This window comes from Bartonella sp. B12(2025) (genome assembly GCF_053795135.1).
Genome location: NZ_CP200031.1, coordinates 931,057 through 955,403 on the forward strand (window position 1 = coordinate 931,057; position 24,347 = coordinate 955,403).

14 protein-coding genes are annotated in these 24,347 nt (G+C 36.5%); 4 read left to right on the forward strand and 10 right to left on the reverse strand.

The window, feature by feature from the left end; translation table 11 throughout:
- Positions 1-1,528 precede the first annotated feature (1,528 nt).
- Together V3564_RS04140 and V3564_RS04145 are read left to right on the forward strand one after the other, a co-directional pair.
- Positions 1,529-2,929, forward strand: coding sequence for an amino acid permease (locus V3564_RS04140; protein ID WP_455480340.1), 1,401 nt, complete (start codon positions 1,529-1,531; stop codon positions 2,927-2,929).
- 1,648 nt (positions 2,930-4,577) lie between these two features.
- The gene (locus V3564_RS04145) at positions 4,578-5,981 is read left to right on the forward strand and encodes an amino acid permease (RefSeq protein ID WP_455480341.1); all 1,404 of its coding nucleotides are present in this window, start codon (positions 4,578-4,580) and stop codon (positions 5,979-5,981) included.
- Between the two features lie 89 nt (positions 5,982-6,070).
- On the opposite strand, the gene ilvC is transcribed toward V3564_RS04145, so the two are convergent.
- The 10 genes from ilvC to V3564_RS04195 all read right to left on the reverse strand — a co-directional run bounded on the left by ilvC (position 6,071) and on the right by V3564_RS04195 (position 20,167).
- Positions 6,071-7,090, reverse strand: a complete 1,020-nt coding sequence (ilvC, locus tag V3564_RS04150; RefSeq protein ID WP_455480342.1) for a ketol-acid reductoisomerase — start codon at positions 7,088-7,090, stop codon at positions 6,071-6,073.
- 883 nt (positions 7,091-7,973) lie between these two features.
- Positions 7,974-8,717 carry a pyridoxine 5'-phosphate synthase gene (locus V3564_RS04155; protein WP_455480343.1) on the reverse strand — a complete coding sequence of 248 codons (744 nt, stop codon included), beginning with the start codon at positions 8,715-8,717 and terminating at the stop codon, positions 7,974-7,976.
- 81 nt (positions 8,718-8,798) lie between these two features.
- Entirely contained in the window at positions 8,799-9,920 is a 1,122-nt protein-coding gene (locus tag V3564_RS04160; protein ID WP_455480344.1) for an ATP-dependent DNA helicase, read from the reverse strand.
- Positions 9,921-11,603: 1,683 nt separating this feature from the next.
- A complete protein-coding gene (locus V3564_RS04165; protein ID WP_455480345.1) occupies positions 11,604-13,403 on the reverse strand; it encodes an acetolactate synthase 3 large subunit in 1,800 nt (599 codons plus the stop codon).
- Positions 13,404-13,646: 243 nt separating this feature from the next.
- Positions 13,647-14,519 (reverse strand): tRNA (adenosine(37)-N6)-dimethylallyltransferase MiaA, encoded by an 873-nt coding sequence (gene miaA / locus V3564_RS04170; protein WP_455480346.1) that lies wholly within the window; start codon positions 14,517-14,519, stop codon positions 13,647-13,649.
- 464 nt (positions 14,520-14,983) lie between these two features.
- Complete coding sequence (locus tag V3564_RS04175; RefSeq protein WP_455480347.1) at positions 14,984-16,501, reverse strand: Do family serine endopeptidase; 1,518 nt, start codon at positions 16,499-16,501, stop codon at positions 14,984-14,986.
- A 154-nt stretch (positions 16,502-16,655) separates the two neighbouring features.
- Positions 16,656-17,600 carry a protease modulator HflC gene (gene hflC, locus V3564_RS04180; RefSeq protein WP_455480348.1) on the reverse strand — a complete coding sequence of 315 codons (945 nt, stop codon included), beginning with the start codon at positions 17,598-17,600 and terminating at the stop codon, positions 16,656-16,658.
- Between the two features lie 2 nt (positions 17,601-17,602).
- Positions 17,603-18,748 (reverse strand): FtsH protease activity modulator HflK, encoded by a 1,146-nt coding sequence (gene hflK / locus V3564_RS04185; protein WP_455480349.1) that lies wholly within the window; start codon positions 18,746-18,748, stop codon positions 17,603-17,605.
- 118 nt (positions 18,749-18,866) lie between these two features.
- Entirely contained in the window at positions 18,867-19,376 is a 510-nt protein-coding gene (locus V3564_RS04190; protein WP_455480350.1) for a dihydrofolate reductase, read from the reverse strand.
- Complete coding sequence (locus V3564_RS04195; protein ID WP_455480351.1) at positions 19,373-20,167, reverse strand: thymidylate synthase; 795 nt, start codon at positions 20,165-20,167, stop codon at positions 19,373-19,375. The genes V3564_RS04190 and V3564_RS04195 overlap by 4 nt, the downstream gene beginning before the upstream one ends.
- Before the next feature lie 217 nt (positions 20,168-20,384).
- On the opposite strand from V3564_RS04195, the gene V3564_RS04200 reads away from it, so the two are divergent.
- Both V3564_RS04200 and V3564_RS04205 read left to right on the forward strand, forming a co-directional pair.
- Entirely contained in the window at positions 20,385-21,701 is a 1,317-nt protein-coding gene (locus V3564_RS04200) for an MFS family transporter (RefSeq protein WP_455480352.1), read from the forward strand.
- Positions 21,702-22,413: 712 nt separating this feature from the next.
- Positions 22,414-23,730 carry an MFS family transporter gene (locus V3564_RS04205; protein WP_455480353.1) on the forward strand — a complete coding sequence of 439 codons (1,317 nt, stop codon included), beginning with the start codon at positions 22,414-22,416 and terminating at the stop codon, positions 23,728-23,730.
- Positions 23,731-24,347 lie beyond the last annotated feature (617 nt).

Genomic DNA, 24,347 nt, shown 5'->3' on the forward strand with positions numbered 1-24,347 from the left:
ACTCTTCCCTTACAAAAGTTCCAGTATTTCTATACTGTTAAGCCCACAAAAAACCAGTAACGGCGCGATTATTTCTTCTCTCTTGCTCCTTTTTTAACAAAACGCTGAGCCTCTACAAGTTATCAAGTTATTTGTTATCATCAACATCAAGATCTTCAAAAAGAGTATCAACACTATGGAGCTGAGAGTCATCAATAATGAGATCAGATAAAGCATCATTTTGATTTGCAGTGATACCTTTCAAAACTATAACAGATACCTCAGACGCAATGTATTCTTGAACAGGGCGAACTCTATCCTCTATCGCCTCTACAACACTTTCTTGGACAGGCTGCGTATTTTGAGGACAGTTTTCTTTTTTAAAGCACTCTATATATCTTTAGGACATTTGATTTTTATTGACTAGTTTCGCTTCCTTTTTCCTCCATTTTCACTATAATAACTTTATGTTTATCAGCTGGAAAATCTAACACTTCATCTTTGGTATATATTCCATTCAAGAGATGTGGCCCATAGAAATGCACCAAGAATGCTGTGGTACAGTGACGACCTATCTAGTCAAGCATTATCTTCCACTTAGAACCGTTCTTACCGTATCATCCTTTCATAACAACCATCTCTACGGTGACTTCTGCTCCCTCACAAATCGTGCCACTAGCTTTTTCAACAGCATAGCAAATAAAATTTATTTGTTATGTAACATCTTACATTTGATGATTTTTCTATAGTCCAAGATCTTTCATTCGAAAGCGAAGTAGAGAAAAACCACAGCGAATGAAATAAATGCCATGGTCACTAACAATACCAACAGATTACCCTTGTGAATATTCCCGCACCAAGAACAATTTCAAAACGGTACTATCACAAAAATTTTAGGAGAAAATCGTATGTATTAAAGGGGAGTATTCCATATAGGCGGAAAATTTCTAAATAGGACACCACTTAAGATTTGACGAAGAAATGTTTTCAAGAACACCGAAAACTGTACATATATAGGTTATTTCATAATAAATTAATTAATAAAAAGTACAGTAAAGTACATTTTGTGTATGCACTTTAACTTGCAAAACCAGAGTATTTTTATGAATATCTTTAATTTTTTTGCTATTGGAGATTTTTTCTTAAGTAAAGTTATTACTTTTTACTATATTCAATCAAAATCCCTCTCCACTATCGCATCTAAAACAAATACAGTACTTGTTAATACGGGTAGAATTTGCCGTTATAAGCAGTTTCTTGACTGTTTAAGACAACTTAAGAGTGATTATTATAATAATACTAAGTCTTTTTATCAGCCATTTATCAGTCATCTCAGCGATAACCTAAACTCTGTATTCAAATATCTGTTACGTTAATTTAAAAATGAAATACTAAATCCTTATCAGTTTCATATTCTTTTTCTTTATCCACATAAAATCATAAAAAACGTTTTCCTTCTTTACTCCTCACTCATATCATGCTTCGATAGAGAGGCATTGTCTTCTCCAGTGTATTTTAATCCTAAATAATTAAAGGAAAACGCAAAAAGATGAACTTTAAACAAAATTTAGAAGGTAACCCTCGGCAGAAACTGCAACGTGGACTAGCTAACCGCCATGTACAGCTTATAGCCATTGGTGGTGCTATTGGAACAGGACTCTTCATGGGATCAGGAAAAACAATCAGCGTAGCAGGCCCTTCAATCATACTAGTTTACGCCATTATCGGTTGTGTTCTATACCTTGTAATGCGCTCTATGGGAGAATTACTACTTTCTAACCCACAATACCGATCTCTTGTTGATTTTTCCACCGATCTTCTAGGACCAGGAATTGCTTTTTTTATCGGCTGGAGCTATTGGTTGAGCTGGGTTGTAACTGGGGCCGCAGATATCATTGCAATCATTACTTATATACACTTTTGGTGGCCAACACTTAATCCATGGGCTATTGTTTTTTCTTGCATTATCTTCTTTTTAGCCTTGAACCTCGTAGCCGTAAAGCTATTCGGTGAGCTCGAATTTTGGTTTGGTCTCATAAAAGTCATAGCAATTCTGGCATTAATCGTTGTTGGATTTTATATGATCATGACTGGCTTTACCTCTCCAAATGGGACTGTTGCATCTCTCGCTCACGTATGGAACGGCGGGAATATTTTCCCTCGGGGAATTACAGGTTTCTTTGCTGGATTTCAAATTGCCATTTTTTCTTTTGTTGGTATAGAAATTGCTGGAACGACTGCTGCTGAAGTCAAAGAACCTAAAAAAGTTCTACCAAAAGCAATTAACTCAATACCTATTCGTATTGTACTCTTTTATATCTTTTCTCTCGTTGTGATTATGTCAGTTACACCTTGGAATCAAGTGATTCCAGATAAAAGTCCTTTTGTCGCGATGTTTTGGCTTGCTGGCATTCCGATAGCTGCTGGTTTGGTGAATTTTGTTGTTCTCACATCGGCTGCATCTTCGGCAAATAGTGGTATTTTTTCTACCAGCCGTATGATATATGGGCTTGCAACGCAAAAAGGTGCTCCTAAATTGTTAGGAAAACTTTCTAACAACCATGTTCCAGCAAATGCCTTAATCTTTTCTTGCTTATGTATTTTATTAGGATACGCAATTACATCGCTATCTCCAAGCATCATGAGTGCTTTTACAATTGTGAGCAGCATTTCAGCAATCTCATTTATATTCGTATGCTCTGTAATTTCGGTTAGTTATATTGTGTATCGTCGCAATCGCCCTATGCAACATGCTGAATCCACCTATAAAATGCCAGGAGGCGTTATCACGTGTTGGATTATTTTAGCTTTCTTTGCTTTCATGATCTTTTTGTTGACATTAGAACCTGATACTTTAATAGCTTTAAAATGTGGTATATTATGGTTTATTTTCTTAGGAATAACATATTTTATATTTGTCAGGAAAAAAATAACTAAAGATAATCAATAAAGTCTGTACATGAAAAGCATATTATAAAAGGGGGAAAACTTACCCCTTTTATATATTAAAGAATCAGCTTTTTATGGAGAGTTCCCTGCAAACTTCAATCACGCTTTTTATTAACCAAAGGTATTAAATTTTATCTAAAGCGTCATAAAGACAAAGTTTTTACCAAACCTCTTCCCAAAGCTGTAACAGCACATATGATAACCACGCAAAATATGACCTAAAAGTAATCTACAATAAAAAACTGATAGGAAAATCTTTTTTCTTGCAGAAGATTGATGCTAGAGGTCAGCTTTATTCTTTGTTTATTTTTTTAAGACCTTTCAAAGGCGTCTTTCTGGAATTTCAAAGCTTTTTAAAAATCTTCAAAGAATTTTTAAAATCTGCTGTGTTTTTTGTCATAAAATATTGGTTTTTGGGGATTTTATGCTCTTTTTAGGCTTTTTTCTGTCAAAGTCCAATTTGACAAACAAGGCAGTTAAATGTAAAAAAATATACGTAAAAACAATGAGTTATCACGTACTTCTATCTAATTTTACCTTTTCACACTGAGCACAAAACCCACTATGAAACTACAATAATAAAAGCTTTTCCCTTGCATATACAATGACTTTGTAGGTAATATTACTTTTTAACAAATATACTAATAGTGTTATAATTAAAAGTTTCAAAAAAATTATTTTGAAACTTTTGCAATAAACATCCGTCTCTCTTCTTAAAAGAGCCTCTATCTCTTGATCTAAATCATATTGCTTTATTATTTTTTCCATACTAATGGAAACAAATTTTTTATAATCTCTATAGAAAAAAAGTGCTGCAGTTACACTGCATTACTCTGCTATAGCTTAAAGATATTTTCTATGTTCAATACAAATCTCTCATAAGATTTTACCAAATTATGTAAGCATCTGAATAGAATTCTTATTCACAACTTTGGGATAAAAAACGCAATGTCTCTCACTTCCTTTATGCAAAAAGTAACTATCTTCCATTTACACAAAATAAACATAAATGAGATATTTTGAACATTATAACATTACTTTACTGAAGCGTTCATCACAATGACGCTTCAGTAAAGTAATACAAATTTAATTACAGACCAATTCTCAACACCAATTAACGCTATCCTTCTGGAAATTAAATAAAAATTTTTTATTGTAATGATAGCTATCCGTAAAGAAATCATTTCGAAATTTCTGCCATTAGAATTTTTTAAAGAAAACAATATCTGCACTCCATCTGACAAAAAATCAAAATTCCTCCCCTACTATAACGTCTGAAACAATTGTTTCACTTATTTATATAAATAAACAATGTAATTCAATTTTGTCTCATTTTGTCATAACTTACAGACAGCTCCCACAGATCCTTACAGCCATTTGAAACTCAAGAGTGATTATCTAATCACTGTGTATTTTCCCATACACAATTCATCAGTCATCCAAGGCTTAAAACTCCATGCTCAAATCTCTATTACATTATTTCAGCGCGAAGAAGTAGTATACTCTTATTGATTCATATACTTTTTCTTTGTTCACATGAAGACATAAAAAAAATTCTTTACTCCTTATCCATATCATGTTCTGATACAAGGGATTACCTTTTTTTAGCGTAATTTTTATCTTAAATAATTAAGGGGAACTTCCCAAAAATGAACGAACAAAATTTTAAAAAAAGTCCTAAGAAGAAATTACAACGTGGACTAGATAACCGTCATGTACAACTTATAGCCCTCGGTGGAGCGATTGGAACAGGCCTCTTCATGGGGTCAGGGAAAACAATTAGCGTTGCAGGCCCTTCAATCTTACTAGTTTATGCTATCATCGGTTCTGCTCTATACTTTGTAATGCGAGCGATGGGAGAATTATTACTTTCTAATACACAGTATCGATCTTTTATTGATTTCTCAACCGATTTGCTAGGGCCAAGTGTCGGATTCTTCATCGGCTGGACATATTGGTTATGTTGGGTTGTAACTGGGACTGCCGAAGTTATTGCTATTGTCAGTTATACACACTTTTGGTGGCCTGAACTCAATTCGTGGATTCCTGTTCTAATCAGTCTTGCGTCCTTTTTAATATTGAATCTTGTAGCTGTAAAATTATTTGGCGAACTTGAATTTTGGTTTGGTCTTATCAAAATCGTAGCAATTTTAGTATTAATTATTGTGGGATTTTACATGATCTTTACCGGTTTTAGCTCTCCAAATGGCACGATTGCCTCCCTTAGCAACGTATGGAACGGTGGCAATATTTTTCCACGGGGAATTACAGGATTTTTTGCCGGATTTCAAATTGTTATTTTTGCCTTTGTTGGTATCGAACTCGCTGGAACAGCTGCTGCTGAGGTAAAAGAACCTCAACAAGCCTTGCCAAAAGCAGTCAACTCAATACCAATCCGCATTGTATTCTTTTATATTTTCTCTCTTATTGTGATTATGTCAGTCACCCCTTGGAATCAAATCATTCCAGAAAAAAGCCCATTTGTAACGATGTATGCACTTGTTGGTATTCCAACTGCTGCTGGTTTGATGAACTTTGTCGTTCTCACAGCTGCCGCATCTTCCGCAAATAGTGGCATTTTTTCTACCAGTCGTATGATATACGGACTCGCAACGCAAAAAGGTGCTCCTAAATTTTTAGGAAAACTTTCCAGCAACCGCGTTCCGGCCAATGCATTACTCTTCTCGTGTTTATGTATCTTGTTAGGTTATGCAGTTTTATCGTTATCTCCAACAATCATAGGTGCCTTTACAATCGTTACCACTATCGCTGCAATTTTGTTTATATTTGTATGGTCTGTCATTTTGATCAGCTATATTGTCTATCGTCGCAACTATCCTCTTCAACATGCTGTATCTACTTACAAAATGCCGGGAGGTGTTTTTATGTGTTGGATTCTTCTAATCTTTTTTGCATTCATTATTTATTTACTGTCATTAGAAGCCGATACTGCAGTGGCTTTAGAATACACTCCAACGTGGTTTGTATTTTTAGGAATCGTATATTTTCTTTTTGGAAAAAAGAATTTGCAAAAGCAAAAAACTGAAAAATAAAGCTTATAAAAAAGGGTAACTTTAGTTACCCTTTTTTTATGTTTACATATAAAACATAAAAACTATTTACATCATATCTTATATAAACTTCAATTACGCTCTTTATCAACCAAAGCATTAGATTTTATCCAAGGCATCATAGAACGGAGTTTTTTGCCAACTTCTTCAATAGGGTGGCTATCATTTAAACGCCGCATACTTTTAAAATGAGCAGCACCAGCTTTATATTCTTGAATCCAATCTGATGTAAATTTACCCGTCTGAATATCCTTCAAAATGCGTTTCATTTCTGCTCTTGTTTGATCCGTAATCACACGTGGACCAGACGTGTATTCGCCCCATTCAGCTGTATTAGAAATCGAATAATTCATATTTGCAATGCCACCTTCATACATGAGATCAACAACCATTTTAACCTCATGTAAACACTCAAAATAAGCCATTTCCGGTGCATAGCCCGCTTGCGTTAATGTTTCATAACCTGCTCTAATCAACTCAACAAGACCACCACAAAGAACAGCTTGTTCACCAAAAAGATCAGTTTCACACTCTTCTTTAAATGTTGTTTCAATCACCCCAGCACGTCCACCACCAAGACCACAAGCATATGATAATGCTACATCATTGGCATGCCCTGAGGCATCTTGTGCAACCGCAATTAAGCAAGGAACGCCACAACCACGTTGATATTCATTGCGAACTATATGACCTGGACCTTTAGGAGCAATCATCACGACATCAACTGTTTTTTTAGGTTCAATTAAGCCAAAATGAATACTCAAACCATGTGCAAAAGCAATTACTGCCCCATCACGTAAATGATTATGAATATGCTCTTTGTAAATGTCAGCTTGCAATTCATCTGGTGTTGCCATCATGATGAGATCTGCCCATTTTGCTGCTTCAGAAACACTAACAACCTTAAAACCATCTACAGTAGCCTTTTTAGCTGTTTCCGACCCTGGACGTAAAGCAATTTGCACATTTTGAACACCGAAATCTTTCAAATTTAAAGCATGCGCACGCCCTTGTGAACCATAACCAACAATGGCCACTTTTTTCCCTTTAATCAAATTAACATCCGCATCACGATCATAATAAACACGCATAAAAATACTTCCTTCTCTCTACATTTAAACTGAATTTCAGATTATTTTTATTTAATGGAAAGTAAAAAGCTACCTGAAGTGCATCACACACCATAAATAACAAAAATATCTCTCATAATAACACAGCAATTAAATAATCTTTTAAAATTTATATATTGCATACAGAAAGCTATGGCCCCAAAACCTTCCCAAAACATATCCAGATTTCCAAGTAAACTTTAGCTTCTGCTCTACAAAACGATATATTGTACAAAAAATACTTCTAAAAAAACACAACTACTAATATTCTGTTTTTTCTGCATAACAAACCATCGTATTCTTAAATTTAAGATATACTGTGCAATTTTTTCAACATGAACCAAATCAAAATAGATAGCAAGAAAAATTATAAAATAAGAGTAGTAGTTTTTATACTTGAGAACAAAAATTCAATTTTACTTCTTACATGATAAAAAAGATTTTCGTATGACCCTCAACTCTAGCAATCCCGTTATACGTGAGGTCTAGTATTTTTGTTGTAACAAATTTGTATTTAAAAAGTCACAGAAAAGTATCCATAAAGATCAATATAGTGCAGTTTTTCAAGCATTCTTCTTTTTAAAAAGCTCCCAAGCAATCGCTTCTTAAAAACCATAAAAATTTGCACCTTCTTCATAATTATCCTTATTAATCATTGCAACCACAAATCTAAAAGTTTTTTTAAATATTCTAGAAAGCTTATACAAATCTTATATTCCTAATTAAGTCGACCGCTAATTTTCTGTTTCTTTAAAGTAGGTTTCACAAAAGCTACAAAGCATTAGCCATAGCCCCTTTCCCTCCGCAGACTAATATGGTGAAACTTGTTATCAATTGTTTTAAACTGACAAAGCTTTATAAAAGTTTATCTTCCCAATTGTATAGAGCGGATAAAGCGCTGAACAGTGTTATGCATTCCATATTCTAACGCATCAGCAATAAGCCCATGACCAATGGAAACTTCATCAAGCCAAGGAACACGACTGACAAGAGCAGGAAGATTTGTAATTGTCAGATCATGTCCTGCATTAATACCTAACTTCAGCTCTTTAGCTCTTTTTGCTGCTAAAACAAGTTTATTTAATTCTTGATCCTGTTTTATCTTATCTTTAAACGCGCCACCGTAGGGTCCAGTATAAAACTCCACACGATCAGCTCCAATCGCTTTAGCAATATCAAGACCGTCTACAGTGGGATCAGCGAATAATGATACACGAATTTTTTTTTCTTTCAAACGCTGAATGATAGGTGCTAAGAATTCTGCATTGTGAGCAAAATTCCAACCATGATCAGAAGTGGACTGAGCGGGATCATCAGGAACAAGAGTAATCTGATCTGCATAGTTTTCTGCTATATCCAAAAATGTACCACTTGGATAACCTTCGATATTAAATTCAGCAGTAGGAAATGTGCTATTGATTAAAGAATGTATGTCTGGCAAATCAGTAAAACGAATATGTCTTTCATCAGGTCGCGGATGAACCGTCAAACCCGCAGCACCAGCTGTAAGCGCTATATGCCCGATACTCTTAATATTGGGCCACGGAAGGTTACGCCGATTGCGCAAAACGGCAACAGCATTAAGATTCACCGAAAGTTTTACTGCCATGCACTCTCCTATTTTCGTGTATAGTTCCAAAGACAGAAAAAAGGTACATTCACTAAGATAATCCAAGAGAATAAATTTTCTCTATCTAACGATTGTTAGATGCTCTGCTGCACGCGTAATCCCCGTATAAAGCCAACGCGCATACATGTCACGAAATGCAAAGCTTTCATCAAATAAAACTACATTGTTCCATTGAGATCCTTGCGCTTTATGAACAGTTAATGCATATCCATAATCAAAATCATCATATCTTTTTTTTAATTGCCATGAAATCTCATTATGAGGGTTCTCAAACACTGCTTTTAAAAGCTTAATCTTCGCCACTCCACGCTCGCTTTCTTCTGGTTTAACGAGAAGATTAATTCCCGGTTTAACAGTTTCCTTCTGTGAAGTCATCACTTTCCATAAAGAGCCATTCAACAAACCTTTAGCGGGATCGTTGCGCAAACACACAAGTTTATCTCCCGCTTGTGGATAATCTGCTGTAAACCCCTTCAGTTCACGCAAACGTTTATTATAAAGATGGCGTGTTCGATTAACCCCTACCAAAACTTGATCAGCATCCAAAACTAATTGTTGATCCACCTCTTTACGTGTAACAACGCAGGCTGCCCCATAATCACCATAAGCAATATCTCGTCCCTCACGCACATCCATAGCTAAACGAACAATCGGATTATCACGCGCTTGCCGATGAATTTCTGAAAGAAGAAAATCCGGTGCACCATTAGAAAAAAAGCCACCTCCTGATATAGGAGGCAACTGACCTGGATCACCAAGAACAAGAATTGGCGTCCGAAAGCTCATTAAATCACGTGCCAATTGTTCATCTACCATCGAACACTCATCAACAATTATAAGCTTAGCTTGCGCAGCCAAACTCTTCCGATTCAATGCGAATGTCGGTGCAATAGATTTTTTTCCCGTTACTTCATCGGAAACTTCTTCTTCTCCACGTGGACAATAAATCAGCGAATGAATAGTACAAGCGTTACTCGCACCTTTAGAACGCAAAACTTGTGCCGCTTTACCCGTAAACGCAGCAAATTGGACAGAGCCATCAACTGTTTCCGCAAAATAACGCGCAAGCGTCGTCTTTCCTGTTCCTGCATAGCCAAAGAGACGAAAAATAGGAGAACGCCCATCCCTCAACCACGCGGAAACAGCCTTCAATGCATTATCCTGTTCCGGCGAAAACTGCATAGTTTATCAAAATAAGATTCGTATAAAAAGAGCAAGCGTTTTGAAAACAAAACCACTATCACGAAATTTTTGTCGTTAAGAATTTCTGATATGTAGCCATCTAACCACTTTCACAGCGCAATTATCAACCATTTTAGCAATCATTTTCGTACAAAATATTTCAATAATCTAAATTTTTCATCCATGCAAAATTTGTATCAACCTTCTTGATAAGATTTCATACTTGTTGAGCAAAATATCCTCTTTATTCTACAGCAAAAAACGCACAAAAATACATACAGTAAAATTAAAACAACTCACATATACGCTTTTACTGCGTCATGTTGAGAGATAAAAAATTATTAAAGTAAAATACATCTACTATGATGAGGAATAAATTAAACATCATCAATAAAGCTATCGAAGTTTTTGTGGAGAAAGTAGAACAAAAAACAAAAAAGATCTTGATAAAAACCGCTTAACACTATGGGGCACCTATACCTCCTAGGCACATCTACCCTCTCATAACATCTTCCCAAAAATGCGTGATGATTCACGCTACAAGGAGATTGCCTCTACATTAAGGAAAAAAGACATAATGTATCACCCCCTACCATAACGCAATCAATAATATTGCACGCATTTTAAATGAAGCCAAAAAACAAAAGGATGAATATTACGAAGCTTTACTCTCTAAGATATGAAGTTGCCATGTCTAAACCACGACATAGAGCGCATAGAACCTACAGAACGTAAAAGTTTGTTAATAACTACAAAGAAGCGCGCTTGCTGAATTACAAGAGCTCATCCCCACTAAAATCTAAGCTAAGAAAACTTATTGAAAATTTATTTGCATGGCTACTAAAACAGTATTTTAATAGAACCAATGAGCATAGCTTTGCTAAAGGTATAGAAAACTCATTCCAATAAAAATTTCCTACACCATAACATTATACAAAGAAACAAAAATCACATATCACAGCGGGAGTTGAACGATACAAAAAAACGCCAACAACTGCTCAAAATTTTTTAAAAACACCCAATAGTCTTTTTAATTGAGTAATTGAACAAGAACTTCTAGAAAATAATCCAGCATTAGGAATTAAAAAACTATCTCTTAAAATAAAGATGAATTTCCAGATTGGACAAAAAAGCATAGAAAAATATTATCAACGATGGTTTATCGCTACTTATAAACATATCTGAATTGACGCACTTCTGTATACAAGCTTGCATCGTAGTGATGCGGTACGAATTGATTGGAAAGATGTAAAAGATAATACCATTCATTCTTAAGATAGAAAAAGCAAATGACAAACAGATATCTTTCTTCCCATTTTCTTTGCCTTGAACTAACAGAATCCCTTAAAATTGATGCCATCAGCAATAAAATATTCACTTATGCTAAAGAAGGTAAAAAACTAAGCCAAGGCAAGCTGGCAATCTGTTAGAAGGGCTTATAATACGGCTGGAATTTTAAAGTAATCAATCACATGAATTAAGAAAATTAGCAGCTACTCGTTCTGCTAATTCAGATACAAAAGTATCACAACCCCAAAAAAACCTTTTAGCTAGACAGATGGCAATATACAATCTCTTTATACAAAGAGCACAAATCATAAAAAAATTAAGGATAGAAGCAAAAAACTCCAAAGAATCAAACAACCATAAAATCCATTAATTATTTGGTTAACATAATTAATTTTATACCAAAATCCGTCCATCAGAAGAAATAGCATTTGCAACTACTTCATCATTAGCCTCATCAGGCAACAGCATATCATTATGCGCACACCCAGATAGGATCATGGGAAAACAGTTTTCTAAATTATTAACACGACAATCAAAGAGAACTGGCTTATCACAGTCAATCATTTGCTGAATTTTATCATCAAGTTCATCTGGTTTTGAACAGCGTATACCAATCGCTCCATACGCTTGTGCCAATTTTACAAAGTCAGGCATTGATTCCGTATAAGAATGAGAAAGACGATTGCCATGCAGCAATTTCTGCCACTGCCGAACCATACCCATATATTGATTATTTAAAATAAAAACTTTCACTGGTGTGTTATGCTGAACTGCTGTTGCGAGCTCTTGAATACTCATCTGAATTGAAGCATCACCAGAAATACATAAAACAAGAGCACCAGGATGAGCTATTTGAACACCGATAGCAGCAGGAAGACCATACCCCATAGTTCCAAGACCACCAGAAGTCATCCAATGTTTTGGCTCATCAAAGCGATAATACTGTGCAGTCCACATCTGATGCTGTCCAACATCGGTTGTGATATAAGCATTTGCGTCTTTGGTAAGAGCATAAAGCTGTTCAAGAGCATATTGTGGCATAATGACATCTTTTCTCTCAGCATATGCTAGTGAATTACGAGCTTTCCAGCGATTAATTTGTCTCCACCACGCCTCACGACTTTCGCTCTTAAACATTGGTTTCTGCATATGCAAACGTCGATTTATATTTTCTAAAACATCAACCACATCGCCAATAAGTGGAACCTCCACTTTTACGATCTTATTGATAGAAGAAGGATCAATATCAATATGGATAATGCGCGCATAAGGAGCAAATGCATCAACCCTCCCAGTGATACGATCATCAAACCGTGCACCAACAGCTAACATAACATCACAATCATGCATGGCCATATTAGCTTCATAGGTTCCATGCATTCCAAGCATTCCAAGCCAATTTTTTCCAGAAGCAGGATAAGCACCAAGTCCCATTAATGTTGAAGTGATCGGGAAATCTCCCAATTGAACCAAATCACGCAAAAGCTGTACAGCTTTAAAACCCGATGAAATAACACCACCACCAGAATAAATAATAGGACGTTTTGCTTCTGTTAAAAGAGAGACAGCGCTTTCGATATCCTTAGTATTATCTTTTAACTGCGGAAAAGAACGCTGAAGTGTCGGAACTTGAGGCGCTCTATAAATACCTGAAGCAAATTGAATATCCTTAGGAATATCAACCAAAACTGGCCCTGGACGTCCTGATTGAGCAATATAGAAGGCTTCATGAATAATTGCCGCAAGATCATTTACATTTTTAACCAAACAATTATATTTAGTACAGGGTTTTGTAATACCAGTCGTATCAGCCTCTTGAAAACCGCTTTTTCCGATCACTGTTGTCGGTACCTGACCGGAAAAACAAACAATAGGGATAGAATCCATTAATGCATCTTGCAAAGGTGTCACAGCATTAGTTGCACCTGGACCAGAAGTCACAAGCATAACGCCTACCTTTCCTGTACTCCGTGCATAGCCTTCAGCAGCATGACCAGCTGCTTGTTCGTGCCGCACTAAAATATGCTGAATTGAATCTTGTTGATAAATAGCATCAAAAATAGGAAGAACAGCCCCACCAGGATAACCAAAGAGATGTTTAACCCCTTGGTCAATAAGAGCTTGAATCACTATTTCAGCGCCTAACATTATTTTTTCGTCCGTACTCTCTTGCATTTTTGGATGATTTGTCATTTTTCCCACTCACCTACTTGACAGCACAACAAAAAAGCTCCCAGAAGGAGCCCATTACACACAAAAGCATATATTGTATGATTATTCCCCTTATTCCAATGCACGAAATATACAGGAGTAACATTTCCTAAAAGGGCTTCTAATTCCATTGCCATCATTCGTCAATAAAAAATTATACTCCCTAAAAATTTACATTCACAACTCTCTTTCTTAAATTACTTTGCAAATCTTTTGGCTCTTGTATCAAGAAATAACCATCCATTCTCCATCAAATTGATTACGAAACCATGTCATTTGCCTTTTTGCATACCTTCTCGTTTGTATTTTCACCGTTTCAAGAGCATTTTCAAAACTTCTATATCCATCCAAATAAGCTATCAATTCAGGTATACCAATAGCCTTCATCGCTGGTAACAAAGGGGAAAGCATAAGCTTTTTCATGGCAATTACCTCTTCTAAAGCCCCTCTTTCAATCATAGAGTCCAAACGCTTATGAATACGTTCATAAAGCAATTGACGTGGTGGAATGAGAAGAACTTTTTCTAAACAATTCGACGCAATTAAGGAGGGTGTTTTTTGCTTCTGCCACCAACTTAGTTTCTTATCAGTTGCATCATAAACTTCTAAAGCACGTATAATACGCTGGCCATCTTGCGGAGAAATTTTCTCAGCGAGAACAGCATCAACCTGCAACAACTGACGATAAAGAATTTCAGCTCCCTCTTTATCAAATCGAAGTCTCCATTTCTGTCGCACGGCATCTGGAATATGAGGGATTTTTGAAATCCCCCCTAAAAGAGCACGAAAATAAAGCCCTGTTCCACCAACAAAAATAAGTGATTTCGACGTAAATGTAGTCAACAGCTTCTCAACATCCCGTAACCATTGCCCTACTGAATAATTCAGAGTAGGACTCACATAACCATAGAGATAGTGTGGAACAATTATAGTATCCGTTTTTGTCGGCCGTGCCGTTAAAATACTTAAAACATCATAAACCTGCATTGAATCAGCGTTAATGATGAGAGCATTTCTTTCTTGAGCCATTTGTAAGGCAAGCGCTGACTTTCCACTTGCAGTTGGCCCCGCTATTAAGGTAATCGTTCTCTGTGTCATGAATAGCAATCTCCTATGTTCATCAATCAACAACTTATTGCAACACGCATGACCAACCCCAAAAACTCTGTATTTCATCTACATTATCGTAGAGTAAGCTCTTCAAACGAAAACACAAGCAGAACCTCTATACTTAACACAGAGAAAGTACTTATGATAATTCTCATCCTTTAAAAAATTAGCTTAACGCATATATTCAAACAGCTTTATCTTTTTATATAAAATAGATGATATTCTGTTTTATAAAGCGCCCAGTAAATTACTTTCTTCAAGCTCTCATTTTCTTACAATTATTTTTTTCATCAATCATAAAGAAAGACACAGCACTGCCCAAAACCACTAACTCTGATATTAATCTTTTTATATAATCGCTATTTTGAAAACTGAAGAGAGCAAACAGCCACCTATCGCATAGTTTTATAGCGATAACAAAATATAAATGATTAAACACACATTCAAAAGCATCAATCAATTAGGATTGTGACCAGCCGTATCTCTCCATCTGGTCGAGCAACAATGAATAGAGCATTTTTGCGTCCAGCTTCACGCAATTTATGAATACGTTTTTTAGCCTCATCAATTGTTGTGACAGAACTTTGATTTATATCAACAATTACTTCACCAATGCGAATACGTTTTTTATCCGCCGCACTATTTTGTGCAACAGATGTCACCACCAGCCCTCGAAGTTTATCTGTAATTGAATAACGATGACGCAAATCCTCTGTAAGCTCAGATAATGTCATTCCCATAAATTGCATCGTCACGCTTTTTGATACAGCACTGCTTTTTTCGTCATTGGATTCTTTTTCTGTATTTTCATTTGCATCTGTCTCAATCAAACGTCCAAGTTTAACTTTTACTGTTTTTTTCTGTCCATTCCGCAGAACAGTAACATCCACCACTTTTCCTTCTGAACTTTCCGCTACTAAACGCGGCAAATCGCGCGCATGCTTAATTTTGGTATTTCCAAAGAAAAGAATAACATCTCCATCCTGCAATTGGCTATTATCTACATCAGCATGTTCTATTTTACCAGCAACCAATGCCCCTACAGCGTTATCTAGTTTCAAACTTTCTGCAATATCTTCTGTCACTGGTTGAATACGAATAGCCAACCAACCGCGCCTTATTTCTCCAAAGTCACGCAACTGATTAATAACAGAAAGAGCCATGTCCGACGGTATAGCAAAACCAATACCAATAGACCCTCCAGAAGGCGAAATAATTGCTGTATTAATCCCAATCACCTCACCATTTCTATCAAATAACGGGCCGCCAGAGTTGCCTCGATTAATCGCTGCATCTGTCTGAATAAAATTATCATAAGGACCGGCATTAAGATCACGATTTCGTGCAGAAATAATACCAACCGTTACACTTCCACCAAAACCATAAGGATTCCCGATAGCCATGACCCAATCGCCAATACGTGCTTTTTCTGAATCACCAAAACGTACAGCTTTTAATTTTTTACTTCCTGCATCCACTTGGAGCAGTGCCAAATCAGTTTTGCTATCCTTTCCAAGTAGCTTTGCTTTTAGTTTTGTACCATCGGTAAAATTAACTTCAATATCGTCAGCGTCAACGATAACATGGTAATTTGTAACAATAAGCCCTCTTTGTGCATCAATGACAAAACCAGATCCCAAAGAACGTACCTTTTGAAACTGACTACCTTTTTGACCATCTTTGGGTGTAAAAAAATCACTAAAATATTCTTGCAACAATGAATCTTTTGGGATAACGGGCACCGAAGTATATTCATCCTGTTCGGTTCCATCGACAGTCTGCGCTGTAGAAATATTCACAACCGTCTCCAAAAGTTCAGCAGCTAAATCAGGAACAGAAAGCAGCGTATTTTTTGTCCCCTCCCCCCAAGACAAACTGATTGATCCTGATAAAAACAAAACCACACAGACAACAACTCTTGTAGCAAAGATCTTCAAAGACGTATTTTTACTTATGACACTTCTACCCATGACATGCCTTTAACAAAATGCTGCAAAGTAACCTCACTAAATTTATCTATGCAAATCAGTATGGCTCAACATTCTACCACCTCCACTGTAAAAGAAAGCGACCACGAACCATACTTCTCATGCAAAAGCTCGTATCCTCAATCCACTTTTTCATCTACTCTCTCCCAACTTTTGGATCAATTTTACTGAGGTTGGGATTCATTGTTGACGAAGTTGACGAAAGTTTCCTCTTCTCTTGTAATGGATTGCGGAAATAGAAAAAGAAATCCTCTTTTGGTGAAATTACCATCGGAACACGTTTCAAATTTTTATACTGTTCCATCGCTAACCAAAAATCGTAAAAGGATGGATTAATCTCTCTCGCATTCAATAAAAGGCGAATACTTTCAGCCTGACCTTCACCACGGGTAATTTCAGCATCACGCTTTGCGACTGCGACAATCTCTTCGTATTCACGATTAGCTTCCGCCACAATACGATCTCGCTCCTGCTGACCACGAGCACGAATATTTTCCGCGGCTGCCTCACGCTCAGCTGCCATTTGCCGATATACATCTTCTGAAACAGCATCAGTTAAATCGGTTTTGCGAATACGCACATCAACAATGGTAATACCCAGCGAACCTGCATCTACAGAAAACTGCCGCTGTACTTCAGCCATCATGGCCCCCCGTTCATCTGATAAAGCTGCCTTAAATTCTCGCTTACCATAAACGGCACGCAAAGCATCAATAAAACGCGGTGCAAGATTTTCACGCGCAGCAACTTGCGGACGCCCAGAAGCAATGCGCTGCAAAAACAACTTAGGATCCGTAATACGATAAATAAAGAACGCATCCACTTCATAATAAGCACCACCACGAACCTGTACAGACTGTGTAGGAACATCGTAACGCAATAACCGGTTATCAACAACAATCATTTTATCCATAAAGGGTACTTTCAAATAGATCCCAGGACTAGACTCTACTTTAACAATTTGCCCAAAACGCTTAATTGCCACTTGTTGGCGAGGATAGACAATAAAAATAGACATCCACAAAGCCATCAAAATAAGCACTATAGTACTAAATATAAACAAGAAACGAGACTGCTGCATAATTAGCGCCCTCCAGAAATACGAGAATCCAATAGCGATGTAGAGCGTACCGATGTCTTTTTCGTGTTTTCTAATGAATTGCTGCGTAGCAATTCATTCAAAGGTAAATAGGGCACCGCCGGAGAATTTATTTGATCAAGAACCAACTTATTTGGTGAAGAGAGAACATACCCCATCGTCTCCATATAAAGACGGTAACGAGTAGCCTCTGGTGAAATTGCAGCCTCACGAGCTATAGCCTGAAAACGCTCAGCACGCCCTCTTGCCTCTTCAACCATTTGTGCCTTCTCACCCTTTGCGATTTCCCGTGTGCGTGAAGCCTCACCATTCGCTAAACCAATCTTAGTAAAGCGCACACGATTCCCCTCTTCAATCATTCGCCCACGTTCCTGCTCTGCCTGCTGAACAGAATTAAACGCAGCAGCAACCTTTGTAGGAGGAGCAGCTTCACTGATAGACACACGGCTTATTCCAACACCAAGTTGATATTTATCTACAGTCAACTGGATAATTTTTCTAACGTCATTAGCAACTTCTTCTTTCTTATCGCGTAAAACATCATCAACTGGCCTTGAGCCAATAACTTCACGCATTGCACTCTCAGCAACCTGACGAACTGTCCCTTCTTGATCATTCACATTGAATAAAAATTGACTTGGATATGAAATTCGATAGTAAACAGAAAAATTGACATTAACAATATTCTGATCACTTGAAAGCATCAAACCTTCACTTTGTTGTCTCTGTCCGGGCTGACCACCAATCGCGATTGTTTTTTCCGTCAAAGGAACCTTCATATAGGTCTCAATTGGCCAAAAGTGAAAATGCAAGCCATCACCGATAGTTCCTGCCTTAGGCACACCAAAACGCAACTCCACAGCTTGTTCATTTTGCTGAACAATATAAATAGACTGATACAGCCAAAAAAACACAGCAAACAGAAGCAACAAAACAAAAAGTCCACCTCTACCAAATTGTTTAAACTGATCCTGCCCTTTACGCAAAATATCATCAAGATTTGGACCATTGTCACCACCATTATTGCCACCAGAACCAAAGAAGTTCTTAGCTGGTGTTTTTTTGTCACCACCGAGTTTATTTTTATCGCCACTCCACGGGCCACCACCATTTTGATTCGTCCAGGGCATTATCACCTCTTTAACTGATTACCATTAATCAAATACCAACCATTCACTTGACTTTATAGGACGCCTCTCATCTGATTACAATGTAACTGACAGGCTCTTTCTACTTAATTACGAACGATTATTTCCGCTCATAAACCACAAAACATGTTGGATGACTGTCTTTATCTCCTTCTGGAATATATTGTGTTTGCACAATAGTCCACTTTTCTTTATCAAAAACAGGGAAAAAACTGTCACCTTCAATGGAAGCTAAGACTTCTGTAAGGAATATTTTATCAGCAATATTGAATCCTTGTTGAAAAATTTCACCACCACCAATAATAAAAACTGCCTCTGCATCATTTTGAGAAGCCACCTTTTTTGCAATAGAACAAGCCTGAGATAAAGAATGAGTAATAACAGCGCCTTCAGCTGTGAAAGCACGATTGCGGGTAATGACAATATTCGTGCGCCCTGGTAAAGGACGTCCGAGAGAATCCCAAGTCTTCCGCCCCATAATAATGGGATTACCGAAAGTCAAAGCCTTAAAGCGTTGCAAATCCGTCGACAAATGCCACGGCATGGTACCTTCACGACCGATAACACCATTTTTTGCAACAGCTGCAATTAAATAAACCGGAAAACTCATATTGCTACTGGTGCCTTGATATGTGGCTGCGCTTCATAATTAAGCAATTCGAAATCCTCAAATTTAAAAGAAAAAAGATCTGTTACCGCTGGATTTATACGCATAAACGGCAAAGCATTTGGTATACGAGACAGCTGATGTTTAGCCTGTTCAAAATGATTAGAATAAAGATGAGCATCACCGAGAGTGTGAATAAAATCACCTACTTTAAGACCGCTCACTTGTGCAATCATCATTGTTAATAACGCATAGGAAGCAATATTAAACGGAACACCTAAAAAAATATCCGCTGAACGTTGATAAAGTTGGCAAGATAATTTATCATCAGCAACGTAAAATTGAAAAAGACAATGACAAGGTGGTAGAGCCATTTCCTCTATCAATGCAGGATTCCACGCTGATACAATCAAGCGACGAGAATCAGGTGTTTTCTTAATCATAGTCAAAAGATCACCAATTTGATCAATACGTCGTCCATCAGGAGCTGGCCAAGAACGCCATTGATAACCGTAAATAGGACCAAGATTCCCTTTTTCATCAGCCCACTCATCCCAAATTGACACACCGTGTTCCTTCAACCATGCGATATTTGTATCACCTTTAAGGAACCATAAAAGCTCATAAATAATCGAACGTAAATGCAGTTTCTTTGTTGTTAACAATGGAAATCCAACCTGTAAATCAAATCGCATCTGATACCCAAAAACCGATCGCGTTCCAACACCGGTTCGATCTGCACGATCAATCCCCTGATTTAAAACATGAGACAAAAGATCAAGGTAGGTTTTCATATAAGCATTATGTCCGATTCTACTGATTATAGAAAATAGAAATTGTAAAGTTCATAAAAATACGATTCAAATCTCTCCCCTTAAGCATCCTGCACAAGAAATTATCATGATCTTGTTAAATTTTTGACGCAAAAGATAAAATACTGTAGACAACCTCTGGGGGAATAAATACAAGAACAATGTACAAATGCAAACATAAAATCAAAGGGATAGATTTATGGAGAATGAAGCAGCTTCAGCACCTTTAGCGCCGCATGATACAAAAAAACGTGTTTTCTCTATCATATCAAGTGCATCAGGTAATTTGGTAGAATGGTATGATTTTTACGCATATGCTTTTACATCCATCTATTTTGCATCACAGTTCTTCCCTTCAGATGGAGATGTTGTTTTAGAGCTTTTAAAATCTTCCGCTGTTTTTTTTATCGGTTTTCTCATGCGTCCAATCGGTGGTTGGCTCTTTGGATTTATTGCTGATCGTTACGGACGAAAGCGCTCCCTGCTTATTTCTATTGTTATGATGTGCAGTGGTTCCTTCTTAATTGCCATACTCCCTACCTACGAAACTATTGGAATGACAGCAGCAGTTTTGCTACTTTTGCTCCGTATGCTTCAAGGGCTTTCAGTCGGTGGTGAATACGGTACAACAGCAACCTATATGAGTGAAGTTGCTCTCAAAAATCGTCGTGGCTTCTTTAGCTCTTTTCAATATGCTACACTCATTGGTGGTCAGCTTCTCGCCAGTCTCGTTATGTTCGTGTTAGCATTATATCTGACAGAAGACCAATTAAAGGCATGGGGATGGCGTATCCCTTTTGCAATTGGTGGGCTAGGAGCAATTGTTGCAATCTATCTCCGTCGCTCACTTCATGAAACAACTACCAAAGAAAGCCGTTCTAAAAAACAAGCTGGAAGTCTTAAAGAACTTTTATGCAATCACGGAAAAACTTTTCTTCTGGTGATTGGCTTTACAGCTGGAGGGTCACTCACATTTTATACATATACCACTTATATGCAAAAATATCTGATCACGACAACTGGATTTGACAAACACACTGCCACAACTGTAATGACCGCTGCACTCTTTGTTTTCATGCTAGTCCAACCTATATTTGGTTCTTTAGCTGATAAAATTGGAACAAAAGCTTCATTGCTTATTTGGAGTGTCTTATCCATCATCTGCACAATTCCTGCACTTAAAGTAATTGGCAGCACTAACAATACATGGGTTGCACTATTGGTCATTATTGGAATGCTTTGTGTTATGAGCTTTTATACATCCGTCTCTGGTATCGTAAAGGCAGAAATGTTCCCTGCTTCAATAAGAGCAATGGGAGTCGGATTATCTTATGCTATTGCCAATGCATTATTTGGTGGTTCTGCTGAATCTGTAGCACTCGAATTAAAAAAAATAGGACATGAATCTGTATTCCATTTTTATATAGTTGGCATGATGATCATTGCATTCATCGCAATTTTCCTGATGCCAGATGCTCGAAAAGGGGGATATCTTCAAGGAGACGATATTCATTAACTTTTTAGTTAACAAAAAAGCTCAAAATACTGAGCTTTTTTGTATTATTTATATAAATACAGTATTTACAAAATTTTATATCAAAACTCTTAATATTATAAAATAACGTCATTCTCTCTCGCAATATCAGCTATAAAAAATGAGCTGTTCATCTCATTTAATAAAGCATTACGCTCTATTTTAATAAATTCAGCGTACTTAATATCAAAAAAAGTATCTGATTTAAAATTTGATAATAATACAAGCTTGAAAAAATAATGAACAAAATATGCTAACAGTTTAATGTACTGTTCTAGTATTTATCAAAGAATTTGCAATATTTTCACTGTAAGAAAAGAAAACAGCTATAATTCAAACCATATCCGATATCCAAAATAGATCGTATCCTCACATCAACTCAATTTGTACAATCAACATCATTATTAAACTATAAGATCAAAAATCAATATTAGTCGCCATATAAGCACTACAACTAACTTGATTGACTACAGATAAAGTGAAACTGAGAAACTTATAAAATACAATTTAAAACTCTCTCCTTTAAACAACTTGCGCAAAAATTATCATTATAGAATTAGACTTTTGACGCGAAAGATAAAATACTATAAACACATCTCAGAACACACATAATACAGTCAAACCTTTAGCATAAATAAAGTACTGTAAACAGCGTCAAGGGAATAAATATACAAAAAGGGGAAGGAATATTTTCATGGGAAATCAAGCAGCTTCAGCACCTTTAGCGCCGCATGATACAAAAAAACGTATTTTCTCTATCATATCAAGTGCATCAGGTAATCTGATAGAATGGTATGATTTTTACACATACGCTTTTACATCTATCTATTTTTCATCACAGTTCTTCCCTTCAGATGGAGACGTTGTTTTAGAGCTTTTAAAATCTTCCGCTGTTTTTTTTATCGGTTTTCTCATGCGTCCAATCGGTGGTTGGCTCTTTGGATTTATTGCTGATCGTTACGGACGAAAACGCTCCCTGCTTATTTCTGTTATTATGATGTGCAGTGGTTCCTTCTTAATTGCTATACTCCCTACCTACGAAACCATTGGAATGACAGCAGCAGTTTTGCTACTTTTGCTCCGTATGCTTCAAGGGCTTTCAGTCGGTGGTGAATATGGTACAACAGCAACCTATATGAGTGAAGTTGCTCTCAAAAATCGTCGTGGCTTCTTTAGCTCTTTTCAATATGCTACAATCATTGGTGGTCAACTTCTTGCCAGTCTTGTTATTTTCATCCTAGCATTATATCTGACAGAAGACCAATTAAAGGCATGGGGATGGCGTATCCCTTTTGCAATTGGTGGGCTAGGAGCAATTGTTGCAATCTATCTCCGTCGCTCACTTCATGAAACAACTACCCAAGAAGCCCGCTCTAAGCAAAAAACTGGAATTCTTAAAGAACTTTTATGTAACCACAGAAAAATTTTCCTTTTAGTTATGGCCTTTACAGCTGGAGGGTCACTCACATTTTATACATATACCACTTATATGCAAAAATATCTGATCACGACAACCGGACTTGATAAACATACTGCGACAACTATGATGACTGCTGCTCTTTTTATTTTCGTATTATTCCAACCCATATTTGGTTCTCTAGCTGATAAAATTGGAATAAAAAATTCAATGCTTATTTGGAGTGCCTTATCCATCATCTGTACAATTCCTGCACTTACAGTAATTGGCAGCACCAATAATACATGGGTTGCTCTATCAGTCATTATTGGAATGCTTTGTGTTATGAGTTTTTATACATCCGTCTCTGGTATCGTAAAGGCAGAACTCTTCCCTGCTTCAATACGAGCAACAGCAATTGGACTAGCTCATGCTATTGCCAATGCATTATTTGGTGGTTCTGCTGAATCTGTAGCCCTTCAATTTAAAAAAATGGGATATGAATCTGTATTCCATTTTTACATAGTTGGCATGATGATCATTGCATTCATCGCAATTGTCCTGATGCCAAACGTTCAAAAAGTAGGATATCTTCAAAGAGATGATATTCATTAACTTTTTGTTATATGGGAATTTAACATTTACAAACTTTCATGCCCTATTCCCAACACCGTAAAGAAGCAATATTTGCTTCTGTAAGATTAGCTATGAAAAGTAAATCGCTTCGTATCATTAAAAATATGTTATTTTCTTCTTCCACTGAATGCAGCACACTTACAGATCAAAAAAAACATTTGATTTATTGTAACAAGCATCCAGTTTTTACCAAAGTCGAAAAAAGAAGTTTTATCAATAATGAACAACCTATATTGGAAATTACTTCTTTTTACAAAACAAAAAATTACATAAACTGGAAAGTATTATATTTTATATATCTTGATGTTTAGCTAAAATTATAATGCAATAACAAAAAGCAAAGGTTTTCTTAACTACTAAACTTTCTCTCTTTAAGAAAAACACAAAAGCACAATATAATTAAGAAAAATATAGCTTCCTTATTATCAACAATGAAAATTAAAATAACGTTCCTATGAATATTACGATTTTCTAGCTTACTACAAGAATAAATGCCTCAACAGGTGCAAATATATAATCAAATTAAACCGTCTTAATAGAGTTCATAAAAATTTACATATACAATTGAATTTTTATGACACAAATTATAAACAACT

Coding starts and splice junctions, on each gene's coding strand:
- V3564_RS04160 (WP_455480344.1), bottom strand. CDS start 9,920: ATGCAGTTTTCGCCGGAACAGGATAATGCATTGAAGGCTGTTTCCGCG.
- V3564_RS04145 (WP_455480341.1), top strand. CDS start 4,578: ATGAACGAACAAAATTTTAAAAAAAGTCCTAAGAAGAAATTACAACGT.
- hflC (WP_455480348.1), bottom strand. CDS start 17,600: ATGCAGCAGTCTCGTTTCTTGTTTATATTTAGTACTATAGTGCTTATT.
- V3564_RS04155 (WP_455480343.1), bottom strand. CDS start 8,717: ATGGCAGTAAAACTTTCGGTGAATCTTAATGCTGTTGCCGTTTTGCGC.
- V3564_RS04140 (WP_455480340.1), top strand. CDS start 1,529: ATGAACTTTAAACAAAATTTAGAAGGTAACCCTCGGCAGAAACTGCAA.
- V3564_RS04175 (WP_455480347.1), bottom strand. CDS start 16,501: ATGGGTAGAAGTGTCATAAGTAAAAATACGTCTTTGAAGATCTTTGCT.
- hflK (WP_455480349.1), bottom strand. CDS start 18,748: ATGCCCTGGACGAATCAAAATGGTGGTGGCCCGTGGAGTGGCGATAAA.
- miaA (WP_455480346.1), bottom strand. CDS start 14,519: ATGACACAGAGAACGATTACCTTAATAGCGGGGCCAACTGCAAGTGGA.
- V3564_RS04195 (WP_455480351.1), bottom strand. CDS start 20,167: ATGAAAACCTACCTTGATCTTTTGTCTCATGTTTTAAATCAGGGGATT.
- V3564_RS04200 (WP_455480352.1), top strand. CDS start 20,385: ATGGAGAATGAAGCAGCTTCAGCACCTTTAGCGCCGCATGATACAAAA.
- V3564_RS04205 (WP_455480353.1), top strand. CDS start 22,414: ATGGGAAATCAAGCAGCTTCAGCACCTTTAGCGCCGCATGATACAAAA.
- ilvC (WP_455480342.1), bottom strand. CDS start 7,090: ATGCGTGTTTATTATGATCGTGATGCGGATGTTAATTTGATTAAAGGG.
- V3564_RS04165 (WP_455480345.1), bottom strand. CDS start 13,403: ATGACAAATCATCCAAAAATGCAAGAGAGTACGGACGAAAAAATAATG.
- V3564_RS04190 (WP_455480350.1), bottom strand. CDS start 19,376: ATGAGTTTTCCGGTTTATTTAATTGCAGCTGTTGCAAAAAATGGTGTT.